Origin of the sequence: Mesorhizobium sp. M0598 (assembly GCF_040320865.1) — a bacterium.
Classification (GTDB): Bacteria; Pseudomonadota; Alphaproteobacteria; order Rhizobiales; family Rhizobiaceae; genus Mesorhizobium.
This window is the reverse complement of record NZ_JAMYQL010000007.1, coordinates 74,793-100,077: the sequence shown is the minus strand read 5'-3', so window position 1 is coordinate 100,077 and position 25,285 is coordinate 74,793. Positions and strand designations below refer to the sequence as shown.

The following is a 25,285-nucleotide window of genomic DNA, read 5'->3' as shown; positions in this document are numbered from 1 at the left end:
GGGTGAGCGGCTGGCAGTCGACCTCGTGAGGACCACCATCGAAATCGACCCTTACGGTATGGGTTAGGACGCGGTGAACTGTGCCGAGCTTGCCCAGACATGAGACCCGATCTCCTCGCTTAAGGTCGCTCACGGCGAGCCTCTTCCATGGCTTGGGTGACGTGGATCAGCGTGTCCGGCCCGATGATGGTGGCTTGCCGGCCGAACCTCAGGACCGTGTAGCAAGGCCTCAGGTCGCGGTGAGCGAGTGGTGGGGCGATGTCGTCAGCCCCGTTGCGCCAGTTCTTCATGCCGGCTGATCCCACGAGAGATCGAACACGCTGACGAAGAACTCGGCCTCGTACTTGTCGCCCACGGCCTTGACGTAGACCCTGTTGCGGCCGGTCTTCTCCCAGCCCGTCACGATGTACTTCTCGTCGCGGAATGACGTGACCTCGTCGCCAACAGCGACCGGGCGACCATCCTTGTGGAATAGGTGACGGTTCATCATGACCGCACCTCAGCGATGAACGCGGCGACACAGAAGCCAGCGATCAGGGACCAGAGGCCGGCAGCGATTGCGTATTCCATAGCGGAGCCTTTCTGTTGACGGGAGAGTGTCCCTTAGCGGAGACGTTAGTCGATAACAAAGCCGGAGCTGTCGCGCTTAGCGTCATTGCCCTTGGCGTAGAGGCCCACGACGTGCGTTGCGCCCTTAGGGTCAAGGAAGCGCATGTCGGTTTCGTCGCCGTCAATCACCTCGACACCCTCAAAGCCATCTGCAGCGGCCATGTAGCTGTCGCGGATTGCCTTGGTGCGGAACACGACGGCGACGTTCACCTTAGACCATGTCGCGGCCATCTTGACGGCGTCGGCATAGGCGCGGCTTGCCTCGCTATAGGACAGCGTGAGCGAGTAGTTGGCCGGCAGCGCCTTAGAGACGCGCTTGTAGACCTTGGTGTAATCGTAGAATTGCACCTCAGGGAACGCCTCAAAGATGGACGCGAAGCGCTGGCCGTCGCGGTAGCAAGGATGCGCGGTTTCCCAAAGGATGTCCGACGTGCCGTTAAGGCGCACGGCCGGCTTAAGACCATGCTTGGCAGCCTTGCGGGCAAAGCGACCGATATCCCGCACCAATTCAGCCATGAAGGCTTCGCGGCTGGCAAGGTATCGTTGCGTCTTAGCAATGCGCGCCAGATTGATGTTTGGCGTGTAGGAAGCGCGGCCAGCCTTCACTAGGCAGCCGCCGCCATGGTTCGGATCACAGCCGGCCAGCGTGGCCATGCTGCAGAGATTAGCGCCGCCAGCCATGCGGGCCGGTGCCAAGTACATAATGGCGGTTACAAACTCGCCAGCTTTATCGCCCTTGATAGTCTTTGCGTTGCCACCGGAGCGAACCGTTGCACTGTGGAAAGGCTTCATTTGATTGATCCTTAAGATGTTTCCAAGCATGTCCTTAGGACAAGCCAAGAAACACCATTAGGGAAACTTGCGTTCCCCTTAGGTGTTTGTTGCTGGCCTAACGTGGTGGCCTCTATATGCTTTCCGATTGCTTCGGCTGTGTCCAATTCAAGGACTATTCAGCGCACGGGCCAGCATTTACAGGCCTAGATGCAATCCCTCATGGTCTTAGGTGCCATTCGGTAAACCCCGGTCTTTCCCGGCGTCCGAGGCGACAAACCTCAGGTAAGCCCTTGGTGGGCAGTGTCGGCGTTTCCCTTCTGGCCCGTGGCCCCGGCCGAAGCGCCATCCGCTCCGGTGTCTCTTTCTCCCATAGCGGAGATATCTGCACAAGGGGAGAAAACGATAGATGCGGAGAAACACGTCGATATGCTGCCTATTATCAGCTAAACCGTTGATATTGCTGCGAAAGAAAGTTTGAAGAAATCTTCGAATAATCGCTAGGCACCGCTCCCAGCTGGTCAAAATGACCCTGTTTCGAGCCCTATTTGAGAGCCCAAATCGCATGGATTATGTAATGATATTAGGCACATAGCCGAGGTGCTAAGGCCTTGATTTGGTGCGCCGCTTGCCGATGTGCGTTGCCGATGTGCCTTGCTTAGGTGGAAACCGCATGCCTGCCCGCGCGTGCTGTATATGGGCCGGCATTGGTGCAACTGCAGGGTTGTAAAGGTGGGCTTAGGTTGTGCTGATGGTTGCGTTAGGTGAACGTTAGGCAAAAGCACCGATTGGCGAGGGAACGCCTAGGCATTTGTTCCTATGCCCTTCACATGCCCATTTGGTGCCTGTTTAGAGCCCCATTAGCCCCGCCCTAGGCCTTGCTATGGTCCTATGATCCAGTCCGAATACCTATGAAATCAATGGGTTAGATGCATGCTGTGGCACAGGCTGTGACCTAGGGTGCGACACAAGGCCAAATCGAGGGGAACCGAAGGGGGCACGGGGGGAAGTCGCGCGAGCCAGTTATCCGATCCCCCGCTCAGAAATTTCTACCAAACATTCCTGCCCCATCATTCCACAGGAATTGCACATTGATCTTCCATTACTTAGCCGTAATATGTGCCCCAGCCGTCAACGGGCTCTCATCTGCCAAGATGTTCCAGCGCCACTCTTGGGATGGGTTCGTTGCTCTACTCCGGCTTCGTAGTGGTAGCTGGCGACGATGAGCGGTTCGAATGGTTATATCACTCGCGCAAACTGGTCGGGACGCCTTTGGCACTGGTGCCATCATTTGGCTTATTGCGGCCTTCAAAACTCGTATTCTTGACCACATGCCAGGAACGATATTAGCCCACACGGGACGTGAAAATGTGAAGATTTGGGGTGACATACTGCTCCAACAAAATCTAACCATCTACACGCTTGCCGGCTTTGTTGGTATCGGCTTCGTCTACTGCATCTTTACCATGTTCACGCTAAGCTTTTTTGCGTGGTCACAAACCCCATGGTACGACCAGATGGCAGAGGAAGTTTTCCACCTTCCACCTACCCAAACCACTGGCTTATTCTGGATCAAGGTTTTCTTTGCGTTCGTGACAATTCCGCTGGTTTTTGTGCTGTTTGCCGGACTGTATCAACTCGCCAAACTCGGGCTATGGCTGGTTTTCCTTGTCTGATGGCAACCCATTGGTTCTCCCCTCCGGTGTACGTCAAGACCGACCGCCCTGGGGTCACCTACGGGTGCAACAATGTCGAGGGTGCCGCCGAGGAACTCCTGAAGTGGACCAAGATGGGACCTAAGTGGAGGAAGGCTGTGCAACTGTGCATCGACGCAATGGAGGATCGGGTGACCCCTGAGGAGGCCCGCAAGGGCTTCGAGGCTGCTGCCAAAGAGGAGGGGGTTCTCCGTACTGTTGATTAGGGTCTACTGGGTCCCTCTGCCCCCTAAGCCCACCCTGGGGAGAACTCCAAGGCAGGCTCAGGTCGGCATCAGGTGGCACTGAAGGGTCACCTTAAGGGTCCCTCTCAGGTTCCACTTAAGGGTAACCTTAAGGGGGAGAACCCTTAGGGTAGTGCCACTGTTCACCCTATTCAATCTAGGGGTATCTGAGGGGGTACAGCGAGGCTTTAGCCGAGCCTCACCGCTGCCCCATCCAGTTGGGACCAGACATAGCAGACCCACCCAAGGCATTCTCCATGAACCTAGCAAGCTCCAGGTCCAGCAGTTCCTGCTTACGGGTGTCAGCAGCCACGGTCGTGTTCCGAGACATCCATTCCAGCCAGTAGGCGACACAGCCTGCCAGGGCATCGAGCCTGTCGTCATGTGCCAGGGCACCACGGGCTCTGGTGATCCGGGTCATCTGGTAGAACAACCGGGTCTTGTTGACCTCGTCAGCTGGTAGGTTCTCTGTGCTGAGGTAGTCCTTCTCGATGACCGTCTCACACACCACGAGCCTGTGCTGGTTCATGATCGGCTCCAGGGTGTCGATGATCCTGGCCTCCTTCTGGGTCTTCGACCACTCAGCATCCTCAATGAGGACCGGGTAGAACACCGCGGATTTGGCCCTCAGGAGCTGGGCGAACATGCCGTCACCGAAGTTGGGCTCGACCTTGATGATGTTGACGCCCTGGTCGCGGGCCGTGGTCAGTATCTTGGTCAGGGTGTCATCGCCGTAGCCGGCCGAGCGCACAGCGCCCATGGCTGTCAGGTAGAGGGTGCCGTGGAGCATCTTGACGACGGCCCAGGCGGTCTCGTCCTTGCCGCGTCCCGAGGGATCGACGAACATGGCTGAGCCCTCGTAATCTAGGTAGTCCTTCTCGATGAAGATCGGGCGGTTGTAGCGGTCACCGGGTAGCCCCACGTTGGGGAGCTTCTCGTGGACCTGTTCAGGGCCCGAGCCCCAGACCACAGACCGGGGAGCCTTCTTGGGGTTGAGCCCCATGACGATCAGGTCGGACAGCTTCAGCGGGAACTTGTCCTCGTCGGAGAGGCTGGTATCCAGCATGAACTGCAGGGAGAAGCCCGAGCGCCCATAGGACAGCTCACGTTCACTCAGGTCGACGTCATTGAACCGCTCAGGGTCGCTGGGGTCACCCACGCGGCCACTGTCGAGGTCCAGCTCGCGGCCGATGATCGGGGCAAGTCTCGAGCCGTACTTGGCGCGGCGCTCCTCGTCGGGATAGCGGGCCGGCCAGATGCGGACGACATAGCCACGTTCGGGCAGCTTGTTGTAGATCGACTGCTCGGTCTGAGGGGTGCCAAGGAAGATGATGCGCCCGCCTGGAGACAGAACCGCGTCGAACTCCTTGATCTGCTCGGCGAGCTTGTCGCGCTTGAGCTGGGTGTCGGAATTGTTCGGGACTTCGATGTCGTCGGCGATGATGTAGTTTGCGCGTGATCCGGCGATCTGGGAGGTGATGCCCAGGGACTTCACAGAGGGGGCGTGGGAGGCAGCAGCCGGGTGGACGTCGAATGCCACCTTGGACATCCGATCGTCGCCCTGTGGCCTCAGGTGGGCCAGCAATTCCATCTCGAAGATGAGACGGAGGGTGAAGGTTGAGAAGTCGTCCGAGCGCTGCTTCGAGGCCGAGATCACGAGGACTTTGGCCTGGGGGTCGCAGTAGAGTATCCAGCAGACGAAGGCCGAGGTGACCCAGGATTTGCCGACGCCACGGAAGGCTTCAATGATGAGGCGCTTCGGGCCGTGCTGAAGGAATGAGGCAATGTCGTATTGAAGCTTCGTGGGCTTCGCGTTGGGCAGGACGTGCTTCCACACGAGGAACAGGAAGTTCCGGAAGTCGTCGCGAATTGGATCTCGTTCCGTCGACAAATGCGTCGAGGAACCAAGGGATTTCTTGGTCATCAAACCTTTCGGAAAGGGGGTAGGGAGCACTCAGGACGAGCGTTGTGAGCTTGGGGGCTGTGGGGTTGCTGAGCGACCTAGCGCTCGTCCTGAGGCGTCCGTTAAGCCGCTATGAGCGACTCGATTGCAGGCTTGAAGGCGTCTGCCCAAAGCTGCTGGCCGGCATCGTTGAAGTGGACGATGTCGATGTAGTAGTTCGCGGACCAGTAGGCGAACTGCGGGATGTCGAGTTCCACGAGGCGCTCCGCATACGTCGCGTAGTTGGCGCGGAGCCAAGTGTTGTACGAGGTCCGATAGGTCTCCTGCTGCGTGGTCGCGGTGTCCCGGTAAGGGATCGTTGCCGCGATGAGGAGCTGGCTGGCGTGGATGCCGTTCGCGTAGCTCTGGAAGTCAGCGATGAGCTGCGCGTCCGTCCTACCGTTGGTGATGTCGTTGATGCCTGGGCCACCCATGCAGACGATGTTCTTGGTGAACGCAGCATCGTACTGGTTGGTCACGCGACCGGCGACATTCGTCACCATGTTGCTGAGGTACTGACCGCCAACGGCCATATTGACCGCGTAGATTGGCGTCGACACCGACTGGATCAGTTTCTTCGTCCACGTCTGGTTCTTGGAGTGGCCAGAGCCCTCGGTCCTGCTGTCGCCGTCGAAGACGACCTTGACAGTGGAGGAGGTGACAACGTTGCACTGGGCCTTGAGTGCGGCTTCGACAGCCAGGCATTCGGCATCGGACAGGGCTGCCGGATAGGCAACGTAGGCGATGATGTCGAACTCGCCATCGTAGCTGGACGGCGTGGTGGCATTCCACCGGCCGAAGCCCTTGCCGGTCACGTTGCCTGCCACAGGGGCCGTGCCCACGAGGAACAGAGAACCGTTGACGCCGAACTGTTTGCCGGTCGGACCACCTCTCCAGCGGAGAACATGCTGGTTCAGAGGCGGCACCTTCCGGGGACCCGTACGAGTGTCGTTGAAGGGCGTGGTGTTGTTGCCCCTCAGGCCGACGTTTGCCGTCGTGGTGAACAGCGAAAGGGTCGTCGCATCTGCCGGCATCGAGCCGAAGTAGTTGTCGTTGAGAGAGAAGTTCGGCGAGAGCAGGTAGAACTCGGTGAAGTTCTCTTTGGCGACGGTCGGGCCGGTGGTGCAGGCCGTGAACTTCGAGCTTTGGTTCTGGACCAGTGCTGAGCTGTCGAACGAGATCGACGGTGCGCCGTTGTAGAGGACCTCAGGGAAGACGCCCGGCTGGTTGGCCTTGGTGGCCTGCTCCTGATGGAAGCCATTTCCAGTCTGATCGTACCACTTGCGAAGCCCAAGAGCGCTGGCACCACGGAACGATGTGGCGGCTGCGGTGTCGAAATACTTCGAGCCGAAGCTGATGTCCTGCTCAACGTCATCGACGGCGCGCTGAACCCGGATCGCTGGGCCTGAGTAGGCGGCGAGAAGCCTCGTCGTTCCATAGACGACTGCTGGGGCTGTCGAGAGGACCGGCAGATAGGTCGGATCGACAACGACCGGAGGTGGCTCGGACGGAGCTGCGACCGAGGTAGAGGACCACAGGACGTCGCTTAGGACGCCCCTGAAGAACATATAAGGGACGCCCATTAGTAGATTGCAGCCACGATGGTGCCCGACGTGAACTCTCCGGTCTTCACGCCAACGCGGAAGTACCAAGCCGAGCCGGACACGCCCGTCTTCTCAGCGGCAGCCGTAAACTTGTCGATGTCGAACCATGTAGCGGCGTCCTTGGACCGCTGGACGGTCACTGTTGCGACGAATGTGCCGCTGATCGAGACGTCAAAGATGTTGCCGGACTGGATCAGGACAGCGGGGGTGAAGGTGTTCTGTGCGGTGATGTTCACTTAGTGTCTCGCTTGCTCGTCATGTTCAGAGCCGTCGAACGGGAGGCTCGCGGCGATGTCGTTGAGAACCTTGTTGGTGCCCGGAACGACGGTCGTATTGGTGTCCTTGAGGAACTGTCGGATCACGTTCAGGGAGGCGGCGTCGGGGCTTAGCCGAACGATCTCGCCTTCCTTGTCCATGACGGTCTTGCCCTCGGTGATGAGCTTGTTCAGCTCACCAGCGAAAGCGTCGAACAGGTCCGCGAGGGCCTTGTTGTCAGTCTTCATTTGCGGTCCTTGTGGAGGATGTCTTTGGTGCGGCCGATGATCTGAACAACGAGCCAGATAGTACCCAGGATTGGGGCGATGATCGCGGCCCCGTCAGATACGGACTGGAGCATGGGAAGCCAGACAGGGCTCGCGACAGCAGAGATCGCCACGCCTGCTGTGGTGTTGTCCAAGGTAGTGGTTCCTGTGATTAGAGAGAGGGCAGCCATTAGATGGCCTTAGCGAACACCCAGAGGTCGTCGATCTGCTCGGGGGTGATCGAGAAGACGGCTCCCATGGTGTTGATGAGTGGGTGCTTGCGAGAGAATGTGGTTGCCCACTTCCACTCGATCTTGCCCTCAGGGTCGTTGACGAGGACAGCTTCGATGGCATCCTCGGTGATCCCAATGGACTGGAGGGTCAGCCTAAGCTGCCTTGGGGTGATCGACGGCATCGCCGCGCGGCGCTCCTCAATCGTCGGCTCAGGGGGCGAAGCATACGGAGCTGCGATGGCCCTGGTGGAGGCGTAGAGCTGCCTGCCAAGAGCCTCAGGGTCACTCGGGGATGCAGTGAAGGGCACCCACCCATGGACTGGGTGATTGACCTCCACGTCGATGGAGCCTGCTGCGTTGAACTTTGGGTGGCGGTATTCCATTAGGCGATCCTCACGAATTGAGTGAACCGGGCGTAGTTGGTTCCAGTGCTGTAGGAAGACCGACCCAGTGCGCGCCATGTGCCAGACAGAGCGGACCCACCCTTCGTCACGGTACGGTCGCCCGAAGGAGCATTATCATCCGTCATGGCGGTGAAAGAACTCAGTTGCAGACCAGCAGGCTGGATGGAGGAGCCCGCGTAGGTCCCACCTTCAGTAATTCCGGTGTTGTAGATGTAGCCAAACACGGACGAGCCAACAGCGCCGTAGGCAATGCCAGCGATGGCTGAGCCGACTGCGGCTGAGGTTATTGTAGCGTCTGTGCCGGCTGTTCCTTGTGGACCCTGCGGGCCAGTCGGACCAACGGGACCCTGCACACCCTGGATACCTTGGTCGCCCTTAGATGACACGAGGTTCCAGTAGGTCGCATTGGTCGGGAGGTTACCAGTCGAGGCCAGGATGTTGATGTAGGCCGCGCCATTGTAGGCGACGACATCCTTCGGGGTGTAGGCCGTCGGGCCTGCGTAAGCGCCACGCCAGATCATCCCTGGGGTGCCAGCCGCTCCGGTTGCACCCGCCGCGCCCTGCGCACCAACTGGGCCTTGAATGCCTTGGATGCCCTGAGCGCCGGCACCAAAGGCGATCCCTGCGGACCAATCTCCTGAGGTTGCGCTGAGCTTCCAGTAGAGAGTGCCGGTTTGGATATCGAGGTAAGAGAAGCCAAGAGCCTGAGCGTTGAACGCAGATCGGCCTGCGGTCAGACCTTTGCCGTCCGGGGAGTAGTTGTCGCCGGCTGGACCTTGTGGACCTTGAAGGCCCTGCGTACCCTGAGGACCCACTGGTCCCGGGGCACCTACATCGCCCTTGTCACCGGTCTCACCCTTGGGCATGTCCGCTGGGGAGTAGGCGCGGAACTGGCCGTCTGCGTCGAAGCCGAGTGCGTTGTTCCTGCGGCTTTCGATGGATGGGAACTCCAGCGCCACCCGGCCTGCGTCACTGTCTGGAGGCACGAGAGCGCTGGACTTCACTAGGAGAGCTGCGTCGGCCGCTTCCTGCGCCACATACATGGCTTGGAGGGACTGACGATTGAGGTCCACCGAGCGGAGAGATGTGCCGTCGCCAATGGTGACCAGGGGGCTGTCGCCGGGTGTCTCGCGGGCGATCTTGATCTTACCAGCGAGCGTCGGAAGGGTGGTGTTGGTACGGATGGAGAAAGGCCCAACCCACGCGAAGTCGCCATATCCGACACCATCGACATAGACTTTGACGTGGTCTCTGGAGAGGTACGGGAAGCTGAAGGTGAAGTCCCTCGTGACGCCATCGGCATCATAGAAAACGAAGGACTTGATTGGTGAGGTCATTGTGATCCTTGAATAGAAAATGGCCCCCAGGGGTTAGTCTGAGGGCCTGCTTAGGTGACCGTTTGTGGAGCTATTTGCTGTCGCGTGGAGCGAACCGTGGGAGGTTCCCAACCATGGCGCTGACGGCAGTGGTGACGGGCAGCGAGTTGCCGAATGGAAGGACACGAGCGAGCGCCCGAGCTTCCTCCTGCGACCATGCGCGATCCTCGGCCAAACCGGCAATGCCACGGAAGGCCTGCGCTATGTCGTCCAAGCCACCCGTCGTAGGGTTGCCGAACATCATGTTGCTTGCCTGACCGGTGGTGCGGGTGTGGCTGAACAGTGCGTTCTGCCCGGTGAAGTAGGCTCCGGTGTCGATGAGCATAGGAATGATGGACGACGCGCCGGCCCTTGCGAACGCGGCCTCGCCGATCTTGTCCCAGCCCAGCCTCTCTTCAAGGTAGGCCTCCCTGTCCGAACGCCCGATTGAGGCGATCTTGGATTGGACGACGTAGGAGAGGCCGGCGAAGCCCATGGACGCGGCGAGAGCCTTAGCGGCAACCGGATCACGCATGTGCATCGACTTGAGGGTGTTCTTCTCGTAGGCACCGACCATGAACGAGCGGAACTGCATGAGCAGCTTGGCGGCGGGATGAGACATCCACATAGCCATGTTGCCGATGTCGTTCTTCTGGATCACCGTCGTGCCCAGGCGATAGGCTGCCTGACGGAAGGCTTCGGCTGCCTCTTTGTCCTGCCACTTAGCGAAGTGCGCGCGGGCGACCTTCTTCTTTGTGAGAAGGCCAGTCGTGTACTCGAAGTTGCCGGGGTCCTTGAACGACTTGAGAATGCGCTCAGACATCGTCAGGCCCTTATATGTACCCTCCGTGGCTTTGGTCACGGTATCGACACCGAGGTCGGCGAACCGCTTGGCGCTGAAGGTCTTGCCACCATGCGCCATGTCAGCGAAGCGCTGGACGATGGAGGCTGCCGTCCACCTGTTGAGGGCGACGTTGGCAGTGGTCAAACCTGAGGTCTCCGAAGTGAACCTTCCGGCCACGTTCAGGGCATGCTCAGCCTTGTCTCTCCAAGTGCCCGAGGGTGCATCGTGGATGCCCGTCAGGTCGTCGAAGCGGTACTCAGCGGCTGCCGTCAGGCGCTCGCCACCAAACCCTGACCAGACTTCGATGTCGTCGGCCAAGCCAGACCTGAGAATGCTCTCACCGTCCATGTTAACGACGCGCCTGAAGGCTGGCATCTGGGAGAAGGAAGCCTTCACGCCGAGGTGAGCGATTGGCATCCCGACCTCAGAGACCTGAGCAAAGCCCACTTGGTTCATGATGCGCGCGAAGTTGAACTTGCGGATCAGTCGGCCCCAGTGCCCGAAGGCGGTGTTCTCGACGTCATTGACCGGCCGGCCCATGATCGAGCTGTAGGCGAAGTTGAGGCGCTTGATGTCGGCCTTACCCTCGGCCTCGGTGATCTGCCCAGCCTTGATGAGGTCGGCGTTCTTCTGCATCGTCTTGTCGATGAGCTGACGCCACTCACCATCGCTGGTGATGCCGTTGACCAGCAGCTCGCCGGACACAGGGTCCTTGAAGCGGTATCGGGACAGCGCCACGCGACCCGAGGTCGGCCTGATGTAGCGGTTGAAGTTGCCGATTGCGTCCTGCGATAGGAGGTCCATGACGCTCAGGCCCTTCTCGTCTACGGTGCCCAGCTTGGTCATCGGCGCGTTGGCACCTTCCAGCTTGTAGGTCTCGTCGAGGAGCATGCGGCGCTTCAAAGGTGCATCGCGGCCGGCATCGCTCTTGGGTGTCTTGAAGGACTTGAGCAGTGCGTCGGCGTCAGCACGGTCGAGACCGCCGTGGTTCATGAGGGTCTGGACCAGCTCTTCCATGTCTTCGAGACCGACGTTGCCGTGTGCCATTGCTTCGAGACCGTGGGCACGGCCGATGATGGCCTTGGTGAAGCCAGCCGCGAGGCGGGTCGCTAGGCCCGGTTCAATGTCAGCCTGGGCCGACTTGATGGAACCCTCAATGAGCCGCTCGATGGTCCCGTCAGCGTAGTCGCTGTGGGCCAGGATGAGGCGCTGATCGTCCCAGTATCGGGGACCAGACCAGTTGGCGTCAGCCTTGATGTCAAGAGCGCCGGCTACTGGCCGACCAACCATGCCTTCACGCTCGAACGGGTTCTTCATGAGCCCGAGGGTTTCGTGATAAAGCTCCTGCATACGCTTGGCTGTGATGACCACAGACTTGGGATAGCGGGTCGCTCGGTCGGTTCCCTTGTCGAACAGGTACTTGTTGATCTCGACACCAAAGTCATGCTCAGCGCGGCCAGACAGCCGTGCCTTGGCTCCGATGCCCTTCTCCTTGATCCAAGCCTTGAGCTGGGGGTGAGCCACGCGGCCCAGGTTGGTCGAGAAGTAGGTGACCAGACGGTCCTTGTCCTCGGACGCGGCGATGGCGTTGACCATGCCACCCTTCTTGCCCACGCCGTCCTGCACGAGACCAGCTAGGCCACGCGTCACGACATTCTTGGAGGTGTTCAGGTATGCCGAAAGGGACACTCGGGCTTTCCCGAAGGCAGTCTCCTGCATGTCCTTGATGTCGAGAAACTCGAACGCTTCATCCTTGAGGAAGGTGTCGTTGAGTGGGTTCTTGGCTGCACCGACGGAGCCGGCGTTGATTGCAGAGCCTGACACGCTGTCCTCGTAGGAGGCGACCTGACGCTGCGCGGCGCGCTGGATCATGGCACCTTCAGCGATAGTGTCAGCGTTGCGCATGAGGCCACCGGCCAGACCGCCGACGCCAATGCCCATGACTGCGCCATAGAAGACGTCAGCCTTGTGGTGGTTCGGGTTGAACTCTTCCTTGACGCCTTCCGACGCCACGGCACCCAAGCCACCACCAACGGCACCCGCCAGGACACGTCCAATGCGGTAGCCACGCTTGGCCAGGACCAGCTCGGGAAGGACTGAACCAACCACGATGTCCGTGCCTAGGGCGATGGGATCGAGCATCTGAGCGGTGATTTGCAGGGCAGCCCCGGTCATGCCAGCTTGGCTCAGCCGAACGAGCCTATCGTTGTTCACTGAGGCTGCGTTGAGGTTCTCCTGATAGTGGGCCTCGGAGTGGCTGGTGCTGATGTAGTCCTGATTGGTCTCGTCGACCGGGAGGCCACGAGCTTCGAAGTCAGCCTTGATACGGTCGGGTGTCAGGACGAAGCCTGGGTCTTCCTTGGTGTCCGTACGGCCGGCGAAGGGGTTGGTGACGTTGGTCGCCACCGCGTCCTTGGTGGTCTGCCAGAGCGAAGGAGCGACCGGGTCGGGGAGCTGGACCTGCTTAGCGGGACCCTCAGGAATCTCCATGGCTGCCGAGCTGAGATCAGGAGCGGAGCCGCTGTTATACTTGGCCGCACGTGCAGCCCCGAGGTCAGCCCGAGGGCGCTCCCAGTGGTTCACGAAGGCGACCGCAGCGGTCTGAGCCGAGGGTGCCGCCATGACTTTCGCCCATGCTGCTGCCTCGGGGCCTGCGTTCTCCTTCATGAAGAAGTCGAGCTGCGTGTTTCCGTCGTCGACAGACTTGCCCTGAGAGGCAGCGAAGCTCTCTAGGTTGGCCTTCCTCTGACCATTCCACTGGGCGAGCCCGATAGCGTTGCCGTTGTCGCCAACTATGCCCGTATCAAAGCCGCTCTCGTCGCGGAAGTTCATCGCAACGCCCTGGGCGACGTGGGTAGGTACGCCGCGCTTGATAAGGCCAGCGACGACTTGAGCTTCTGTCAGCCTCATGGGGCTCCTTTGGTGAATTGGGGACCCCCAGGGGTTAGCCTGAGGGTCTTGGGTTTATCGATTGGAGAGTGGGGAAGAGATGCGTCTGCCGGTCGGCTTCCACACTGGAGCTGACGCCCCGTCAGGGAAGTCGAACTTCATGATCTCGCCGGTCTTGCTATTCAGCCACCCGGTCTCGCCGGATACAGCTGGCAGTCTGGTGTAGCCCTTGGAGGCCGCACCACTCTCCACGGCGCTGTCTCGCAGCACCTTGGTCTTACGCTCGTTCTCCTTGACCGCGCCGCGCTGGCGGACCTGACCCGTGGTGACGAACGACATGTTGCCCTGGTCGTCGAGGACCGGGCTGAGAGTGTCCTTCTCGACGACGATGAAGCGGCCCCCTGAGGGTCCACTGGTGCCGCCGCCTGCGGGAAGAACTGCAAGGTCGCTCTGGGAGAGGCCGTTGCGCTGCATCACGAGGGGACGGTTCTTGGCGTAGTCGCCGAGCTGCTCGTCCAAGACCTCAGAGAAGTTGTCAGGGACATGCATGCCCTGCAGATCGAGCAGGACACCGTTGTACGTTGTAGAGGTCGCCTTGACCGCCTCAGACGCCATGGTGATCGCCTTGTCCATCGGGACGCCGTTGGCGTTCATGATGCCCAGAGCGAGCTGTGTGACCCGCTGCTCGGCCACCGCGGAATTGGCGGGCTTGGTGTCGTTGGTGCCCCAGAACCACCCCGGCTTGGAGCCCAGGCCGTTGACCGCCGCGCGGACCTGTTCGTGCTGCTTAGGCGATATGCCTGGCAGTCCCTCAGAGCTGATCTTGGTGGCCCTTGTGGCGAAGTTGATGGCTTCCGAGCTGTCCATGCCGAGGTACTGCTGACCGGCCAGATAGGTCTCTGCGAAATCGCGGTCCTTCTCGTCCTTAGCGTGGGACAGAAGGGACTGGGTGCTTTCGTTGCGGAGCCACTTGTAGGCTTCGAGCTTGCTGACCAGCTTCTTCTCAGCTTCGGGGTCCTGGCTGATGCCGGCGTTCGCCATCTGGAAGATGCCAGAGACTTGCTTCTCCAGCTCGGGGTCGTTCTTGGTGCCCATTCGGAAGACGCGAAGCTCACGAGACATCCGTTCAGTCCCGGTCTCCCGGTTCTTCTCGGCGATCTGGGCACTGGTCTTCATGTAGCGGTAGATGACATCGTCGCGCTGGCTGTCGGCCGTGATGACCTTCTCCTCGCCAGTGATCGGTGAGGTGTAGCGCCGTTCCTCAATGCCATCAAGATTTCCCGTTGCCATGAGTTCAGCGTTCTGGGCTGCCACTCCGTCGAGGAAGACTCCCTCTGCCTTCTTGCCAATCGCCTTGCGGGCAACTTCCTGGATTTGCAGGATGCGGTCGCGCTGGGCTGGATCTTGGGCGAGCGAGGTAGTTGCGCCGCCACGGCCCTTACGGGTCGCAGAGATGAGCGCTAGGGCCACCTCAGGCTGCGTCTCGGCACGACGTGCGGCTGCGTTCAGGCGTTCCTGATCGAGCTTGTCGAAGTCGACACCAAGGACACCATCCTTGCCAAGTGAGGCATAGCTGCCCATGACATCCTTGGCGATGTCGTCAGGGTCTCGGCCGTTCTGGATGCCAGCGTTGATGACGGTGTCGAAGCCTGCGAAGGCCGCACCGAGCTGGTCCTTGTTGAAGTTGTCGACCTTGCGGCCCTCGACCACGTTCTGGGCCTGATTGCGACCCTGGTCCATCTGACGGAGGTACTGGGCGACGAAGTTGGGATCGTTGCCATACTTCTCCATGTCGGCCTTGATGGCCTCGGCGTACAGCTGGTCGGGATCGCCAGTCCAGTCGTGCGTCGTGTTGAGGGTGTTCTGCAGCTCAGCCGCTCGGCTCTGGCCATAGGACGAGCCCCATAGGGAACCCATGCCCTTCTGGACGAAGTCGTTGGCGTAGGCCGGCATCTGGCCACCCTCAACAGCCTTGCGCTGCTCCTCGATGGTCATGCCCGAGAACTTCTTCTGGGCTGCCATCAGTTCCAACTCATTGGACTTTGACTTGTCCTGAGTGACCGCAGCGTAGCGGCCGAGGGAGCCCGAGAAGGAACCCAGCGCGTCCACTAGGCGGGCTAGGTTCTGATCCTCCGGTGGGCGAGGTGGGGCGACGTATGTGTCGGTTATATTCTGGGCAGGCTGGAGCCGGATGTCAGACCGCAGCTCGTCAACTTGTACGCGGCCTTGAGCCATTGGTTATCCTTTGGATTTGAATTGGGTCCAGGCGTCTACGCCCGAGCCGAGGATGCGGATTGCCGCGTCGGCGAATGACGGCCTCTGGCCCTGGTCGACGGAGTTGATGCGCCCCTCGGCTGTCGCCCTGGTGCTGTCCATCTGGTCCCTTAGGGCACTGGCGTTCATCTGAGCGTTGTTGGCTAGGGTTCGCTCGTATCGACCCTGCTGGCCATAGTAGTCGGCGATCAGGCCGTCGACGGAGAGACCCATAACGCCGGCTTCACCGGCCGCGACGGAGGCAGTTGCCCGACCCTTCATCGCTTCGATGTTTAGGTTCTGAAGCTCCTGGCCCGAGGCAGCATCATCTTGGAGCTGGCGGTTCTGGATCGAGGCGAAGCTATTCGCGGCTGCCTTGTTCGCGGCATCGCGGTTATTGTGGTACATTTCCTGCTGAGCTTCGTACTGCTGCTGCTGGCCGGCGTATCCGAGGATCGATCCGAACGCAGAGACAGCCACGCTCAGGATAGCTGGGCACATGGGCTTTATCTCAGTCTTGCAAATTCGTGGAAGGGACGCTTCTCCACGCCGTACTCAGGATGGGTCCTCAGGAAGGAGAACCCCATTCGTTTGAGCCAGCGGATGTGCGTGGTGTTTCGCGCGTCAATGTGGTTGCCAAGCAGCGGCCGGACATGGTGAAGCCTATCGAGCCACTCAGGGGCCAGCTTCAGGAGGTCTCGGCGGTGCTTGAAGATGTCGGGGCTCGTGACCATCCAGACGATGCCTAGATGGTCCATGCCCTTGACTGGGTCGATCCCGAAGAGGCCAAAGACCTCACTGTGCTGGTCGACCCCAGCCCATACGCAGTCGCCCTGAACGAGGAGTGGCAGAACGATCCTAGGCTCCATGCCCAGGGCTGCCCTGCATTCGTCTCTGTCTGCTGACCGCAAACGCGGGGCCAAGGATATAGCGTCGGACACCTTGGCCCTGCGTATTGTGATCATCAAATCCTCTTCGATTTCGGGACGTAGTTGGCGACCCACTCAGCGGAGAGGAGGGAGCAGGGGAGGTAGCTGTCGTTGACGACGCTGATCTTCACCCGGTCGTTCTTGCTCAGGATCGGGACGCGGATGTTCCCGTCGCTGAGGTGGACCCGGTCAACACGGTTCTCAGGGTCACCCATAAGGCGACCGTTGGTGACATAGGTGCGGACATCCCCAGACATGGTTGTCACCTCGACCTTGAAGTAGGCGGTCTTGGAGAACAGGATCAGGAGCTGGAGGAGCTGTAGCCGGCCCTCGGTGATGACGCTCGTTCCGCCCTGCGCACTCTGCTGACGAAGGTAGATCGTCGAGAGGTCGTAGCGCATGGAGTAGAGGACGCCGAAGTACAGCGGTATGCCCCTCAGATCGCCGCTTAGGGTGACCGAGGTTGGTGAGGTGGCGAGGATGGCAATCTGCAGGCCGGGGTTCAGGACCGAGGCCGAGGAGCCGGCTGTCACGCAGATGTGGTCGTTGGCCACGTCGAAGGGCACGAACACTGTCGTCGTGTTGGCATACGCATCGAAGGAGTCATAGAGCCGGTCTGCTTCCACCTTGAAGCGTCGGTCGAGGTGACAGACGAAGGTGGCGAAATCGTCCACCCCACCGGGCTGAACATCCATCACCTCAAGGAACGCCTCTTCGCCCCGAAGGAGGACGAGGATGAGCTGGGAGCCGATGAAGCCCATATCGAGGACCTTGTCCACGCCAGGGAACGTCCACTGAGACCACGAAGCCTGGAGCTTCTTGTTCTCGTTCCAGTAGTATTTGTAGACGTACAGAGTATCCAACTGTCCATCGCACTGAGCCACAAGTATATCCTCGTGGGTCGAGGCTATGAGCTTGGTCACCGCACCTGGGAGGTATTGGGGCACATGGCCCGTGATGTCCTCTGCGGTGGCTGCTCCGGTGTTCTGATCGACGTTGAACTCGCGGACCATAGAGAACTGGCCACGGTCGACAGGGAAGAACACTACATCGCCGGCTTGCACCGGTCGGGCTGTGGAGGATGCCGAGTAAGAGGTGACCGGACGGATCGATGCTGTCTTCGGGGTCAGCAGCTCATTGCCCTTGAGCGTGAACTGCATCTGGTCGGCGAACATGACGAGCATGTCGGCGTAGCTCAGTGCCGAGCGTAGGATCGACACGCCGCTCTCGACCGCAGCGACGTCAATCGGATCGTCGTCGAGCAGAGCCGTGGCCGTGGCGCGCCAGTAGTTGTAGTAGCTGCCGTGGCGGGACAGAATGACGTTCTCTTCCGACAGGAAACCAAGGCGGTTCTTGAAGAAGAAGACATCGTTGATCGTCTTGCCGACGAAGGATGGGGACGGGCAGGTGTTCTCGTCGCCGGCCTTTCGCTGATCCCACACCGACTTGCGGAAGGTGAAGGTGCCATCGGCCTCACGAACGAGGACGTGGGGCATGGTTGACGCGTCGAAGGCAATCGACATGCCCGGCTTGGCAATCTCGCGCCAGACGCCGGGGGTGCTTACAGGGTCACTCGGAGACTGCTTGCCGAACCTGACGAAGTAGTCGTCGTACTGGGTTCCCACGGAGCCTGTGACGTTGATCGCCATACCGCTCTCGCAGAAGGCCGGCAGATCGGTGAAGTCCTGCACGGTGTTCTGGACAGCCTTCATGGCGAAGCCGTTGTAGCCGTCCTCGATCCCGATGGAGAACGCGGTGCCGTCGTCCTTCTTGATGTAGAGGGTCCCTCGGGTGACCTTCACGGTCCAGCCGCCAGCGGCGTTGATGCCGTTCGCAGCTAGGTTGGTGTCAGTTGCCTTCCATTCCCAGCCGCCATTCTCTTGGTCGGCGTCAGTCCTCTCCAGCGCCACGGTTTCGCCGGTGGCGAGCCTGCGGGCTATGAAGGCGGTGTCGACAGCGGGGGACTGGTGGGAGTTCGTGCCATCAGGAGTGCGATACCAAGCGACCACAGCACCATTGATCATGATCTTGTAGTTCTTGCCGTAGTTGCCGGCCATGACGTGTACCAGGGCCTCGCTGGGCGAGACTGGCTCGATGATGGCTGGGTCCTTGGAGGTTACCTTGGTGCTGTTCGTGATGAACGTGAAGTCGCCGTTCGTGACCGTCCTGTAGGGCGGCTTGAGGGGACCTGGGGCGTAGCTGAGATAGCCGATGCCGTCTGGGGCGTTGACCGTTCGCTCCACGCCATCCTTGAGCCCGAACACCCGGATGCCGGCCGAGGACATGATGACCTCGTAGCGCTCGGTGGCGTCACGGTTGATCATGTGGGTGTGGATGGGGCCGGTGAAGCCACCACCCAGGGAGGCACGTCGCTGCGTCGGCGGGCGCTTCTTCAGGCCGTCGACGACGGTCGAGTAGGCGTTGAGCTGGAAATCGCCCTGTGAGGCGAGGCGAAGGGCAACAGCTTGCTGGCTGACCCCATTCGCGAAGTTGGGGATAGTCCCGGAAATCTTAGCCATTTAGACGCGGCTTTGAAGGTCCCGAGCGAACTGGCTGTTGAGCATGTTCGGGCCGGTCGAGCGCAGCTCTTCGTCCATCATCGTGGAGCGAGCTTCAGCCTCGTCGGCGGCAGAATAGGAGTGTGAGGCGGTGTCCCCGAAGTAGCGGTCTTGGTACTTCCGAGCGGCCCTGATGGTGATGTACAGGCGGGCCGTGGAGGGCAGCTCTTCGAACGCCAGGGCAACCACAAGGGTCACCGTGGGGGCAGCCGTCCAGACATAGGTCTTGTCGGTCTCGTTGTAGAGCCTGAGGCCACGCTGGACTGCGTTGATGCTGGCCGTTTCGCCGACTGTATCGACCCCGAGGGTGTTCCTGGGGAGGACGACTGTGCCGTCTTGGTCGGGGGCGATGACGAGGTTGTTCTCGGTGTTGAAGTTCCACCCGCGCGTCTGGACCTCGACTGAGGTAGCTCGGAGGGTGTTCATGGCGAGCGAGGCGTCGATCACGGTGTTATCATCCAGCGTGGACACGGGGCTTTCGCTGCCGGTCGCCAGGATTTCGTTGATCGCCTCAAGCTCTGTGAATGGGGTTAGGCCAGTGGCCATCAGGTCTCCAGAGGTCGGGGTGGGAGTTGCTAAACGAAAAAAACCGGAGCCCTGTTAAGGACCCCGGTTCTTTGGTGGTTTGGACGATTACGCCGTCTTCAGTTCGAGACCGCACTCAGGACGCAGGCCGCCGTGGCCGACTGCATACTTGGCGACGATCAGGGTGCCCTGACGGGAGACCATGTATTCGCTCTCGATTGCGACATCGAGCAGCTTCACGGTGCCCATCAGGCCCTTGTGCATGATCAGGCCAGCGGTGTTCGTGAACACGCCCTGGTACTTGGTCGGGCCGTCCGCGACGGTCGTGCCGTTCGGGAGGTTGATCGACTTGATCAGCGGGATGTCGGCGATCTTGATGACCGTGCCGTCCGAATAGGAACCCTTGCCGTCCCAGTCCTTATTGATGACCTTGGTGTTCTGAGCCAGGGCATAATACTGGACGGGCTTCAGGAAGCCGTAGCGGTCGCCGGCAGGGATGTACTTGCCGTCGAGGATTGCAGCCGCGTCGAAGAACGAGGCAGCCATGACGTTGCTGTCCGTCAGCATCGCCGCGTTGGTGACCGAACCACCACCCGGCAGACCGTCGAGAACGGCAGCGCCGCGCGAGGTCAGGATAGCGGTACGAGCGACGTTGCGGTCGTAGGCCTGGGCAAGCTCTTCGCCGAGCTGCTTGGTCATCTCCGAACGCGTGTCGAAGTGGTTCATCGCCTCGTAGATGTTGGCGGTGAAGTAGTCGGTCAGGAGCAGATCGTCGATGGTGATGACGCGCTCGTTGAACTTGGCGACCGTGCCGAGGACTTCCGTGCCCGGGGTGTGATAGCGAGCGCCGCTCGTGCGACCCGTGACCGGGAACGAAGCGGACTTGCCGTTGGAGATGTTGCGAACCATGTGCTTGTCCGCGAACTCGACCGTCTGAGTGAAGGCGGTGAGGATTTCCCCGGTTGCGACCTTGACGAAGTTAGCGTCAAGAGCGCCAGCGCCATTGGCCTGACCGAGGTTAGAGACTACGCCGTTTGCCATAGTATAGGTATTTCCCGTGTTTGTTCTGAGGTTTGTGTGGGCCTCGGAGCAGCACTGGATGACTGTTGGGGATTATCCTGCTTCAATGACCTCAGTCACTGTTGGAGGGTCGCCAAGTAATCGTCTGGTGAGACTTCCTTGGTTCCTTGTTGTCACCGGCTAAAGAGCGGTGTGACATTCACAGAACTTGGAACGGGAGAGAGGTGTCCGAAGAATGCTACAAACTTCGGACACTTTAGGTTATCGGGCGGTGATGCGGAGACCCGAGCGGACATTGCCGCCAATGCTCTTCTTCTTGCTCGCCTCAATCCGGTCGAGCTGGGCGTTGATGCCAGCATTGCGGTCAGTGCCGAGGGCAGAGCGGACGGCCTTGATCAGACCCGTCGACTTGGTGGTGCCCGTCGGGACGATGCCAAGGGACTTCTTAGCGGGAGCACTAGGGGCTGCCGCTGGGGCTGCCGGGGCTGCGACCTTTGAGGTTCCCCGATACTGCGGGGATGGTGATGCGGCTGCCGCTGCGGGGGCAGCAGTCTTGGCGGCGGCGAGAGGCCGGGGCCTCTTCACAGCGGCAGCAGCAGGGGCAGCCTGGGCCGGCTTAGGCGTCGGCCTCGGGGCTGTCTTGGGGGTCGATGCGGCCAGCTTAGTGGTGTAGCGCTTGCCTTCCCATGTGAAGACCTTCTTGCCTGACTTGCGAGCGGCAGCGAAGGCGGATTTGAATGCGGACATTACGTTCCTGATCGAGTTGCGAGGTTGTCGTAGAAGGCGATGAGGCGCTTGCCACAGTCGGTCTTCTCGGTCTCTGAGGCCTTGAAGGCCCCGATCAGAAGCATGACGCGCTTCTTCGGCATGGGACCAACCGCAGGCGGGGCGACAATGGTGTTGAAGCAGATGCGGAGATCGGCCGGGAGTTCCGGGTAGTTAGGGGCGGCGAACCTACCAGAGGTCGCGCAGCCGCTCAGTGTCAGTGCCATCAAGGCACACAGCACCAGTGACTTCGAGCGTTTCCACATAGTCGTTGAGGTTGCCTATCTTGAGCTTGAGGACGTTCTGCCGTTTGGCAGCTTCGGTGGCGAGGATGGTGTCGTTCTGTCGGGCCACTTTCTCGGTGGCCAATGTCGACTTCGTCAGCTCCAATGTCTCGGTGAGCTGAGCGAGTTCCTGCTTGTGGTTGGCGTCGATGCGGCCTTTGCCGTAGATCACGCCGATGAGGATCAGGAGGGCTGCCAGACCGGCAAGCCAGCCGTAGACCTTAGGTATCATGAGGCTCCTCTGAGGTGTCGAGCATGGCCTGCCTGAGGTCCATGTGTCCGACACCAACGTAGGCTCCGTAGACTGCCGGAATCATCACTGTGATCCCTACAGCAGCCGTCTCAAGGCCCCTCCAGATGCAACTGAATAGGGCGATGAAGGACAGAGCCAGGGTGACGGCAAGCCAGAACTTAGAGGTCCTGCGCTTGCTGCGGTTTACGGATACTTTGCCCACGGCAACTGCCAGTGCGGGCCGTCCTTGAATGTCTTCCAGTCGCCACCCCATTCAACAGGGATTTTGACGTCGAGCGCGGCCTGTTTGAAGACCTTGGCCAGCGGGTAGTAGAACTTCCAGTCGTAGGTCGGCTTGCCGTTCGCGATGGGTAGGACGTCAACCGCATGGCCGTCGAGGTGACGGGAGCGCATGGTGGTCGAGACGCCCTTGGCGACGTTCTTGGCTTGCTGTTCTTTGGAGCGTAGACCCTCGCCGACCACGAAGTCGACCGGGGTGATTTCGATGGCGCGCATGACAACCTTCACTAGGTCGGGATGAACGCCCTTGAGGTGCGCGAGAGACAGCGCACTTAGCTTGAAGGTCATGATGTCCTTGAATTTGATGAGGGTGTGGGAACCCGTTTAGTCCCACAATCACCCAGGGCGTGGCCCCTGGAACCCCGATAGATCAGATCTTGTTGGAGCGACCGAGCTTGGCCGAGATGGCGGCACGGTAGGCAGGATCAGACTTGTACTTGGGGTCAGCCATTGCGGCAGTGACCTGAGCCCAGCTATCGAACGTGTCGACGGGATTGCCTGCGGGCTTTCCGCCTAGCAGGACAGGGTCCTTGCCGTTGGCGGCTTCGTACTTCGCCTTGAGCTGTTCCATCGCGATGACGCCAGCGTTGACGTCGGCATGCTGGAACTTCTCGTTGAAGGCATCGATCTCAGCGGGCGAAACTCCGGTGGTTGCCCACGCGAAGATACGGTCCATACCGTCCTTGCCACCGGCAGCTTCGGTGATGCGCTGAGTGGCGATCTGACCAAGAGCTTCCTGGCCGGCGATGTAGCCGTCAACGGTTGCCTTGTCGAAGCCCTTGGCGGCGAGCGTCTCGTAGCTGGCTTCCGACAGAGCGCCGGCTTCAGCATACTCAGCATCGAACGTGGCAAGGCTGAACGGTTCGGCGTCTTCGGCTTCCTCGGTCTCCTGCAGGGCAGGGTCGAGGTCATCGAGATCGGCATCGTCGTCAACCTTGGGAGCGCCAACCTTCTTCTCCAGCTCGGCATAGGATGCGAGCAGAGCTTCGTGGTTCACGGCACCCTTGGCAGCATCCCAGAACTTCTCCGGGACACCCTCAGGGCGCTCAGCTACGACAACAGGTGCGGCCTTGGCAGCTTCATCAGCCGCCTTCTTCGCCGCGATCTGGGCACGAGCTTCTTCTTCGGTGGTCGGGGCAGAAGCTGCTGCGAGGGCCAGAGCCGCCGCGTCTTCCTCTACGGATCGCTCAGGGGCCTGGACTTGAACGATAGTCTGTTCTCCCGCCATTAATGAGCCGTGTAGATCGAGCCGCTATCGAGCAGCGTCTGCTTGTTGGATAGCTTTGGGGCTTTCGCCACCTTGGCCTTGGGTTCGGCTTTCGCCTCAGCGATCACTTCGACCACTTCGGCCACTTCGGCCACTTCTGTTTCGTCAGCCATTGGGTTCTCCTTCAGTGGCGGTTTGTTTCATGTTCTCTTTCGCCAAGCCGCCCATCTGGGAGATAGCCTGGGGTCCGAGGTTCTGTGCGAGGGCCTGGAGCTGAGCCTGTTGGTCAGCCTGAGCAATCTCTTCGTCGGACTTGATCAGGCCACCCATGTCGATGCCAATGGCGGCACCACGGCGCTTGAAGTATTCCCCAACGTTGAGGTATCGGCCAACCTGTTCGGGACCAACGACTTGGTTGGAGCCGGCGATCAGTGTGTCGAGCTTCTGGAGGTCAGACCCACGGCCTAGGGCGTCAATGCCAGTCACGATGGTCGTGCTGGTGATTTCCTTGGGCAGCGGCGGGACCTTGCGGACGAACTCCATGCGAGCGGAGTAGAGGACCGCGACGGGCTGCTGGAACTCTTCGGCGAGCAGCGAGTAAACTCCACCCAGGCCCTGGTCCAGCTCATTGGCAACGAACTTGATCTCCTCGGCTGTGACCCGCTCTCCGTCACGTTGGCTGTGGAGAAGGAAGGCAAGCTGGAGGCGTTCGGTGATCGAGCCAATCATGCGCTCGGCAACGGCAAAGTCGGACTGCTTGTCCAGCCGAAGCGGGACTACAGAGTTGGCCTCAGCCTGCACGAAGCCACCGTTAGCGGCATCTGCGAGGGCCTTAGGCTTGACCGTGGAGTTGGGAGCGACCAGCCAGATGACCTTGGCCCCTTGGATGGTTCCGTCACGCAGGGCTGCGGTGAGAGCGTCGAGGTTGGCGAGGTCGCCGATGTACTCGTCGATGAAGCCCCGGCCGTAGTCCTCGCCTTCGATGTAGGTGAAGCGAAGGGGTATCCAGGGGAGCTTGTCCTTCGGGTAGAAGCCAGAGGCCTCGCCTTCGATCAGGACGCCCTCGATCTCCTGGGTGACAGTGTACTTCTGCCCAGTCTCGTCGAGGGTGATATGCGTGTAGATGTCGACCTTGGCGTCCCGCTTGGCCTCAGCGGCGGTGGGGACGGTATTGATCTTGGCCATGATATCGGCCGGAAGAGCAGTGCGGGCGATGGTCTCTAGGAGAACGATGTCGAGGATGGTGCCAGAGGCGTCACGCTGCACCACGTAGGATGACAGGCGGTGGGCTCTCGGCTTACCCTTCTTGGGAATGTGCAGGAGGCAGTTGCCGGCCAGCAAGAGCTGACGGAACACCTCGAACGACACCGGGCGGAACATCGAGCCGTTCATCTCGGACAGGACTGCCCGTTCGCGAGCGCTTAGTGCCTTCTCGATCTCACCGCGCTTATCATCGGCCTTGGCCAAGTTGGCGAGTGCCAGGTCGTCGATCTCATATTTGAAGAATGGGGCGTTGACCGGGAACAGGGAAACCTGGAGCTTTGAAGCCAGATGCCTAAGTCCACGAGCGCCAAGACTTTGGTTGGGCTCTACGAATGTGGTCGAACCTGTCGTCCCGACTTTGGGGAACAGGTACGGGACCGTGAGTTCAGCAGCCCTGACGGCCCGCTTGATATACGGGTCTCGTTCAGTGGCCAGTGTTTCGTATAGAGCCTTCGCGGAAACGACTTCCGTATCGGGCAAAGATTACCTCGGGATGTTGACGCCAGTGGCACCAGCAGCCAGGGGGATCGTAAGGGAGGAGCGGCCTGTCCGTGCGCGAGCTGCCTTGCCGGCGTCGTTGTTAGCCGAGCGGGCGGTCTCGTTCAGGACCGGAGCCTTGGGTACGGCGAGCAGCGGCGGGGGCGGCTGAACCACATCCGGCTTCTCGATCTTAGGTTTGCTTAAGCACATTGGGGATTGCTTCGTCTTCCTGATTTTGGAGTGAGCCTTGAAGGAATTGAATGACCCTCTGCTCTCCGATCAAAGCCCCAAGCTCACGGTCGGAAATCTCTAAGTTCATCGGGAGGGTGTTGGGAAAGATACGCTTTAGCGCATCGAT

Annotated in this window: 26 protein-coding genes; 2 read left to right on the top strand and 24 right to left on the bottom strand. The window is 60.3% G+C overall.

Translation table 11 applies throughout. The features are described from left to right. Nucleotides 1–119: 119 nt before the first annotated feature. The 3 genes from NKI59_RS11980 to NKI59_RS11970 form a co-directional block, all read right to left on the bottom strand. Complete coding sequence (locus tag NKI59_RS11980) at nt 120–290, bottom strand: hypothetical protein (protein ID WP_352704412.1); 171 nt, start codon at nt 288–290, stop codon at nt 120–122. Beyond that, nucleotides 287–490: a hypothetical protein gene (locus tag NKI59_RS11975; protein ID WP_352704410.1), complete on the bottom strand. Its 204-nt coding sequence runs from the start codon at nt 488–490 to the stop codon at nt 287–289. Before NKI59_RS11975 ends, NKI59_RS11980 begins: the two co-directional genes overlap by 4 nt. Nucleotides 491–615: 125 nt before the next feature. Further along, entirely contained in the window at nt 616–1,431 is an 816-nt protein-coding gene (locus NKI59_RS11970; protein ID WP_352704408.1) for a GP88 family protein, read from the bottom strand. A gap of 1,184 nt (nt 1,432–2,615) precedes the next feature. Between NKI59_RS11970 and NKI59_RS11965 the strand changes: the two genes are divergently transcribed. Then, nucleotides 2,616–3,056, top strand: coding sequence for a hypothetical protein (locus NKI59_RS11965; protein WP_352704406.1), 441 nt, complete (start codon nt 2,616–2,618; stop codon nt 3,054–3,056). A gap of 26 nt (nt 3,057–3,082) precedes the next feature. Then, complete coding sequence (locus NKI59_RS11960) at nt 3,083–3,301, top strand: DUF982 domain-containing protein (protein ID WP_352704404.1); 219 nt, start codon at nt 3,083–3,085, stop codon at nt 3,299–3,301. A 217-nt stretch (nt 3,302–3,518) separates the two neighbouring features. Here the strand turns inward: NKI59_RS11960 and terL are convergent, their stop codons facing one another. From terL to NKI59_RS11855, 21 genes are all read right to left on the bottom strand, one after another. Beyond that, on the bottom strand, nt 3,519–5,243 hold the full coding sequence (gene terL, locus NKI59_RS11955) for a phage terminase large subunit (protein WP_352704402.1): 1,725 nt from the start codon (nt 5,241–5,243) through the stop codon (nt 3,519–3,521). A gap of 101 nt (nt 5,244–5,344) precedes the next feature. Next, nucleotides 5,345–6,829, bottom strand: a complete 1,485-nt coding sequence (locus tag NKI59_RS11950) for an SGNH/GDSL hydrolase family protein (RefSeq protein ID WP_352704400.1) — start codon at nt 6,827–6,829, stop codon at nt 5,345–5,347. A gap of 14 nt (nt 6,830–6,843) precedes the next feature. Then, nucleotides 6,844–7,101, bottom strand: coding sequence for a hypothetical protein (locus tag NKI59_RS11945; protein WP_352704398.1), 258 nt, complete (start codon nt 7,099–7,101; stop codon nt 6,844–6,846). Further along, on the bottom strand, nt 7,102–7,368 hold the full coding sequence (locus NKI59_RS11940; RefSeq protein ID WP_352704396.1) for a DNA packaging protein: 267 nt from the start codon (nt 7,366–7,368) through the stop codon (nt 7,102–7,104). Further along, entirely contained in the window at nt 7,365–7,541 is a 177-nt protein-coding gene (locus NKI59_RS11935) for a hypothetical protein (RefSeq protein WP_352704394.1), read from the bottom strand. The genes NKI59_RS11940 and NKI59_RS11935 overlap by 4 nt, the downstream gene beginning before the upstream one ends. Nucleotides 7,542–7,576: 35 nt before the next feature. Beyond that, a complete protein-coding gene (locus NKI59_RS11930) occupies nt 7,577–8,002 on the bottom strand; it encodes a hypothetical protein (RefSeq protein WP_352704392.1) in 426 nt (141 codons plus the stop codon). Then, entirely contained in the window at nt 8,002–9,360 is a 1,359-nt protein-coding gene (locus tag NKI59_RS11925; RefSeq protein ID WP_352704390.1) for a phage tail fiber domain-containing protein, read from the bottom strand. Before NKI59_RS11925 ends, NKI59_RS11930 begins: the two co-directional genes overlap by 1 nt. A gap of 70 nt (nt 9,361–9,430) precedes the next feature. Then, nucleotides 9,431–13,132: a phage tail tip lysozyme gene (locus tag NKI59_RS11920; protein WP_352704388.1), complete on the bottom strand. Its 3,702-nt coding sequence runs from the start codon at nt 13,130–13,132 to the stop codon at nt 9,431–9,433. A gap of 54 nt (nt 13,133–13,186) precedes the next feature. Continuing rightward, nucleotides 13,187–15,133, bottom strand: coding sequence for a hypothetical protein (locus tag NKI59_RS11915; protein ID WP_352704386.1), 1,947 nt, complete (start codon nt 15,131–15,133; stop codon nt 13,187–13,189). Nucleotides 15,134–15,349: 216 nt separating this feature from the next. Next, nucleotides 15,350–15,865: a virion core protein, T7 gp14 family gene (locus NKI59_RS11910; protein WP_352704384.1), complete on the bottom strand. Its 516-nt coding sequence runs from the start codon at nt 15,863–15,865 to the stop codon at nt 15,350–15,352. A gap of 5 nt (nt 15,866–15,870) precedes the next feature. After that, nucleotides 15,871–16,329, bottom strand: a complete 459-nt coding sequence (locus tag NKI59_RS11905) for a phage protein Gp13 family protein (RefSeq protein ID WP_352704382.1) — start codon at nt 16,327–16,329, stop codon at nt 15,871–15,873. Beyond that, on the bottom strand, nt 16,329–18,812 hold the full coding sequence (locus NKI59_RS11900) for a phage nozzle protein (RefSeq protein ID WP_352704380.1): 2,484 nt from the start codon (nt 18,810–18,812) through the stop codon (nt 16,329–16,331). The genes NKI59_RS11905 and NKI59_RS11900 overlap by 1 nt, the downstream gene beginning before the upstream one ends. Continuing rightward, on the bottom strand, nt 18,813–19,397 hold the full coding sequence (locus NKI59_RS11895; RefSeq protein WP_352704378.1) for a phage tail tubular protein A: 585 nt from the start codon (nt 19,395–19,397) through the stop codon (nt 18,813–18,815). A gap of 87 nt (nt 19,398–19,484) precedes the next feature. Continuing rightward, nucleotides 19,485–20,417, bottom strand: coding sequence for a major capsid protein (locus tag NKI59_RS11890; RefSeq protein ID WP_352704376.1), 933 nt, complete (start codon nt 20,415–20,417; stop codon nt 19,485–19,487). Nucleotides 20,418–20,657: 240 nt separating this feature from the next. Then, a complete protein-coding gene (locus NKI59_RS11885) occupies nt 20,658–21,143 on the bottom strand; it encodes a hypothetical protein (protein WP_352704374.1) in 486 nt (161 codons plus the stop codon). Beyond that, nucleotides 21,143–21,265: a hypothetical protein gene (locus NKI59_RS11880; protein WP_352704372.1), complete on the bottom strand. Its 123-nt coding sequence runs from the start codon at nt 21,263–21,265 to the stop codon at nt 21,143–21,145. Before NKI59_RS11880 ends, NKI59_RS11885 begins: the two co-directional genes overlap by 1 nt. Nucleotides 21,266–21,350: 85 nt before the next feature. After that, nucleotides 21,351–21,677, bottom strand: coding sequence for a hypothetical protein (locus NKI59_RS11875; RefSeq protein WP_352704370.1), 327 nt, complete (start codon nt 21,675–21,677; stop codon nt 21,351–21,353). 204 nt (nt 21,678–21,881) lie between these two features. Then, entirely contained in the window at nt 21,882–22,265 is a 384-nt protein-coding gene (locus NKI59_RS11870) for a M15 family metallopeptidase (protein ID WP_352704368.1), read from the bottom strand. Nucleotides 22,266–22,347: 82 nt separating this feature from the next. Beyond that, a complete protein-coding gene (locus NKI59_RS11865) occupies nt 22,348–23,205 on the bottom strand; it encodes a capsid assembly protein (protein ID WP_352704366.1) in 858 nt (285 codons plus the stop codon). Continuing rightward, the gene (locus tag NKI59_RS11860) at nt 23,205–23,357 is read right to left on the bottom strand and encodes a hypothetical protein (protein WP_352704364.1); all 153 of its coding nucleotides are present in this window, start codon (nt 23,355–23,357) and stop codon (nt 23,205–23,207) included. The genes NKI59_RS11865 and NKI59_RS11860 overlap by 1 nt, the downstream gene beginning before the upstream one ends. Then, entirely contained in the window at nt 23,350–24,927 is a 1,578-nt protein-coding gene (locus NKI59_RS11855) for a portal protein (protein ID WP_352704363.1), read from the bottom strand. The genes NKI59_RS11860 and NKI59_RS11855 overlap by 8 nt, the downstream gene beginning before the upstream one ends. Nucleotides 24,928–25,285 lie beyond the last annotated feature (358 nt).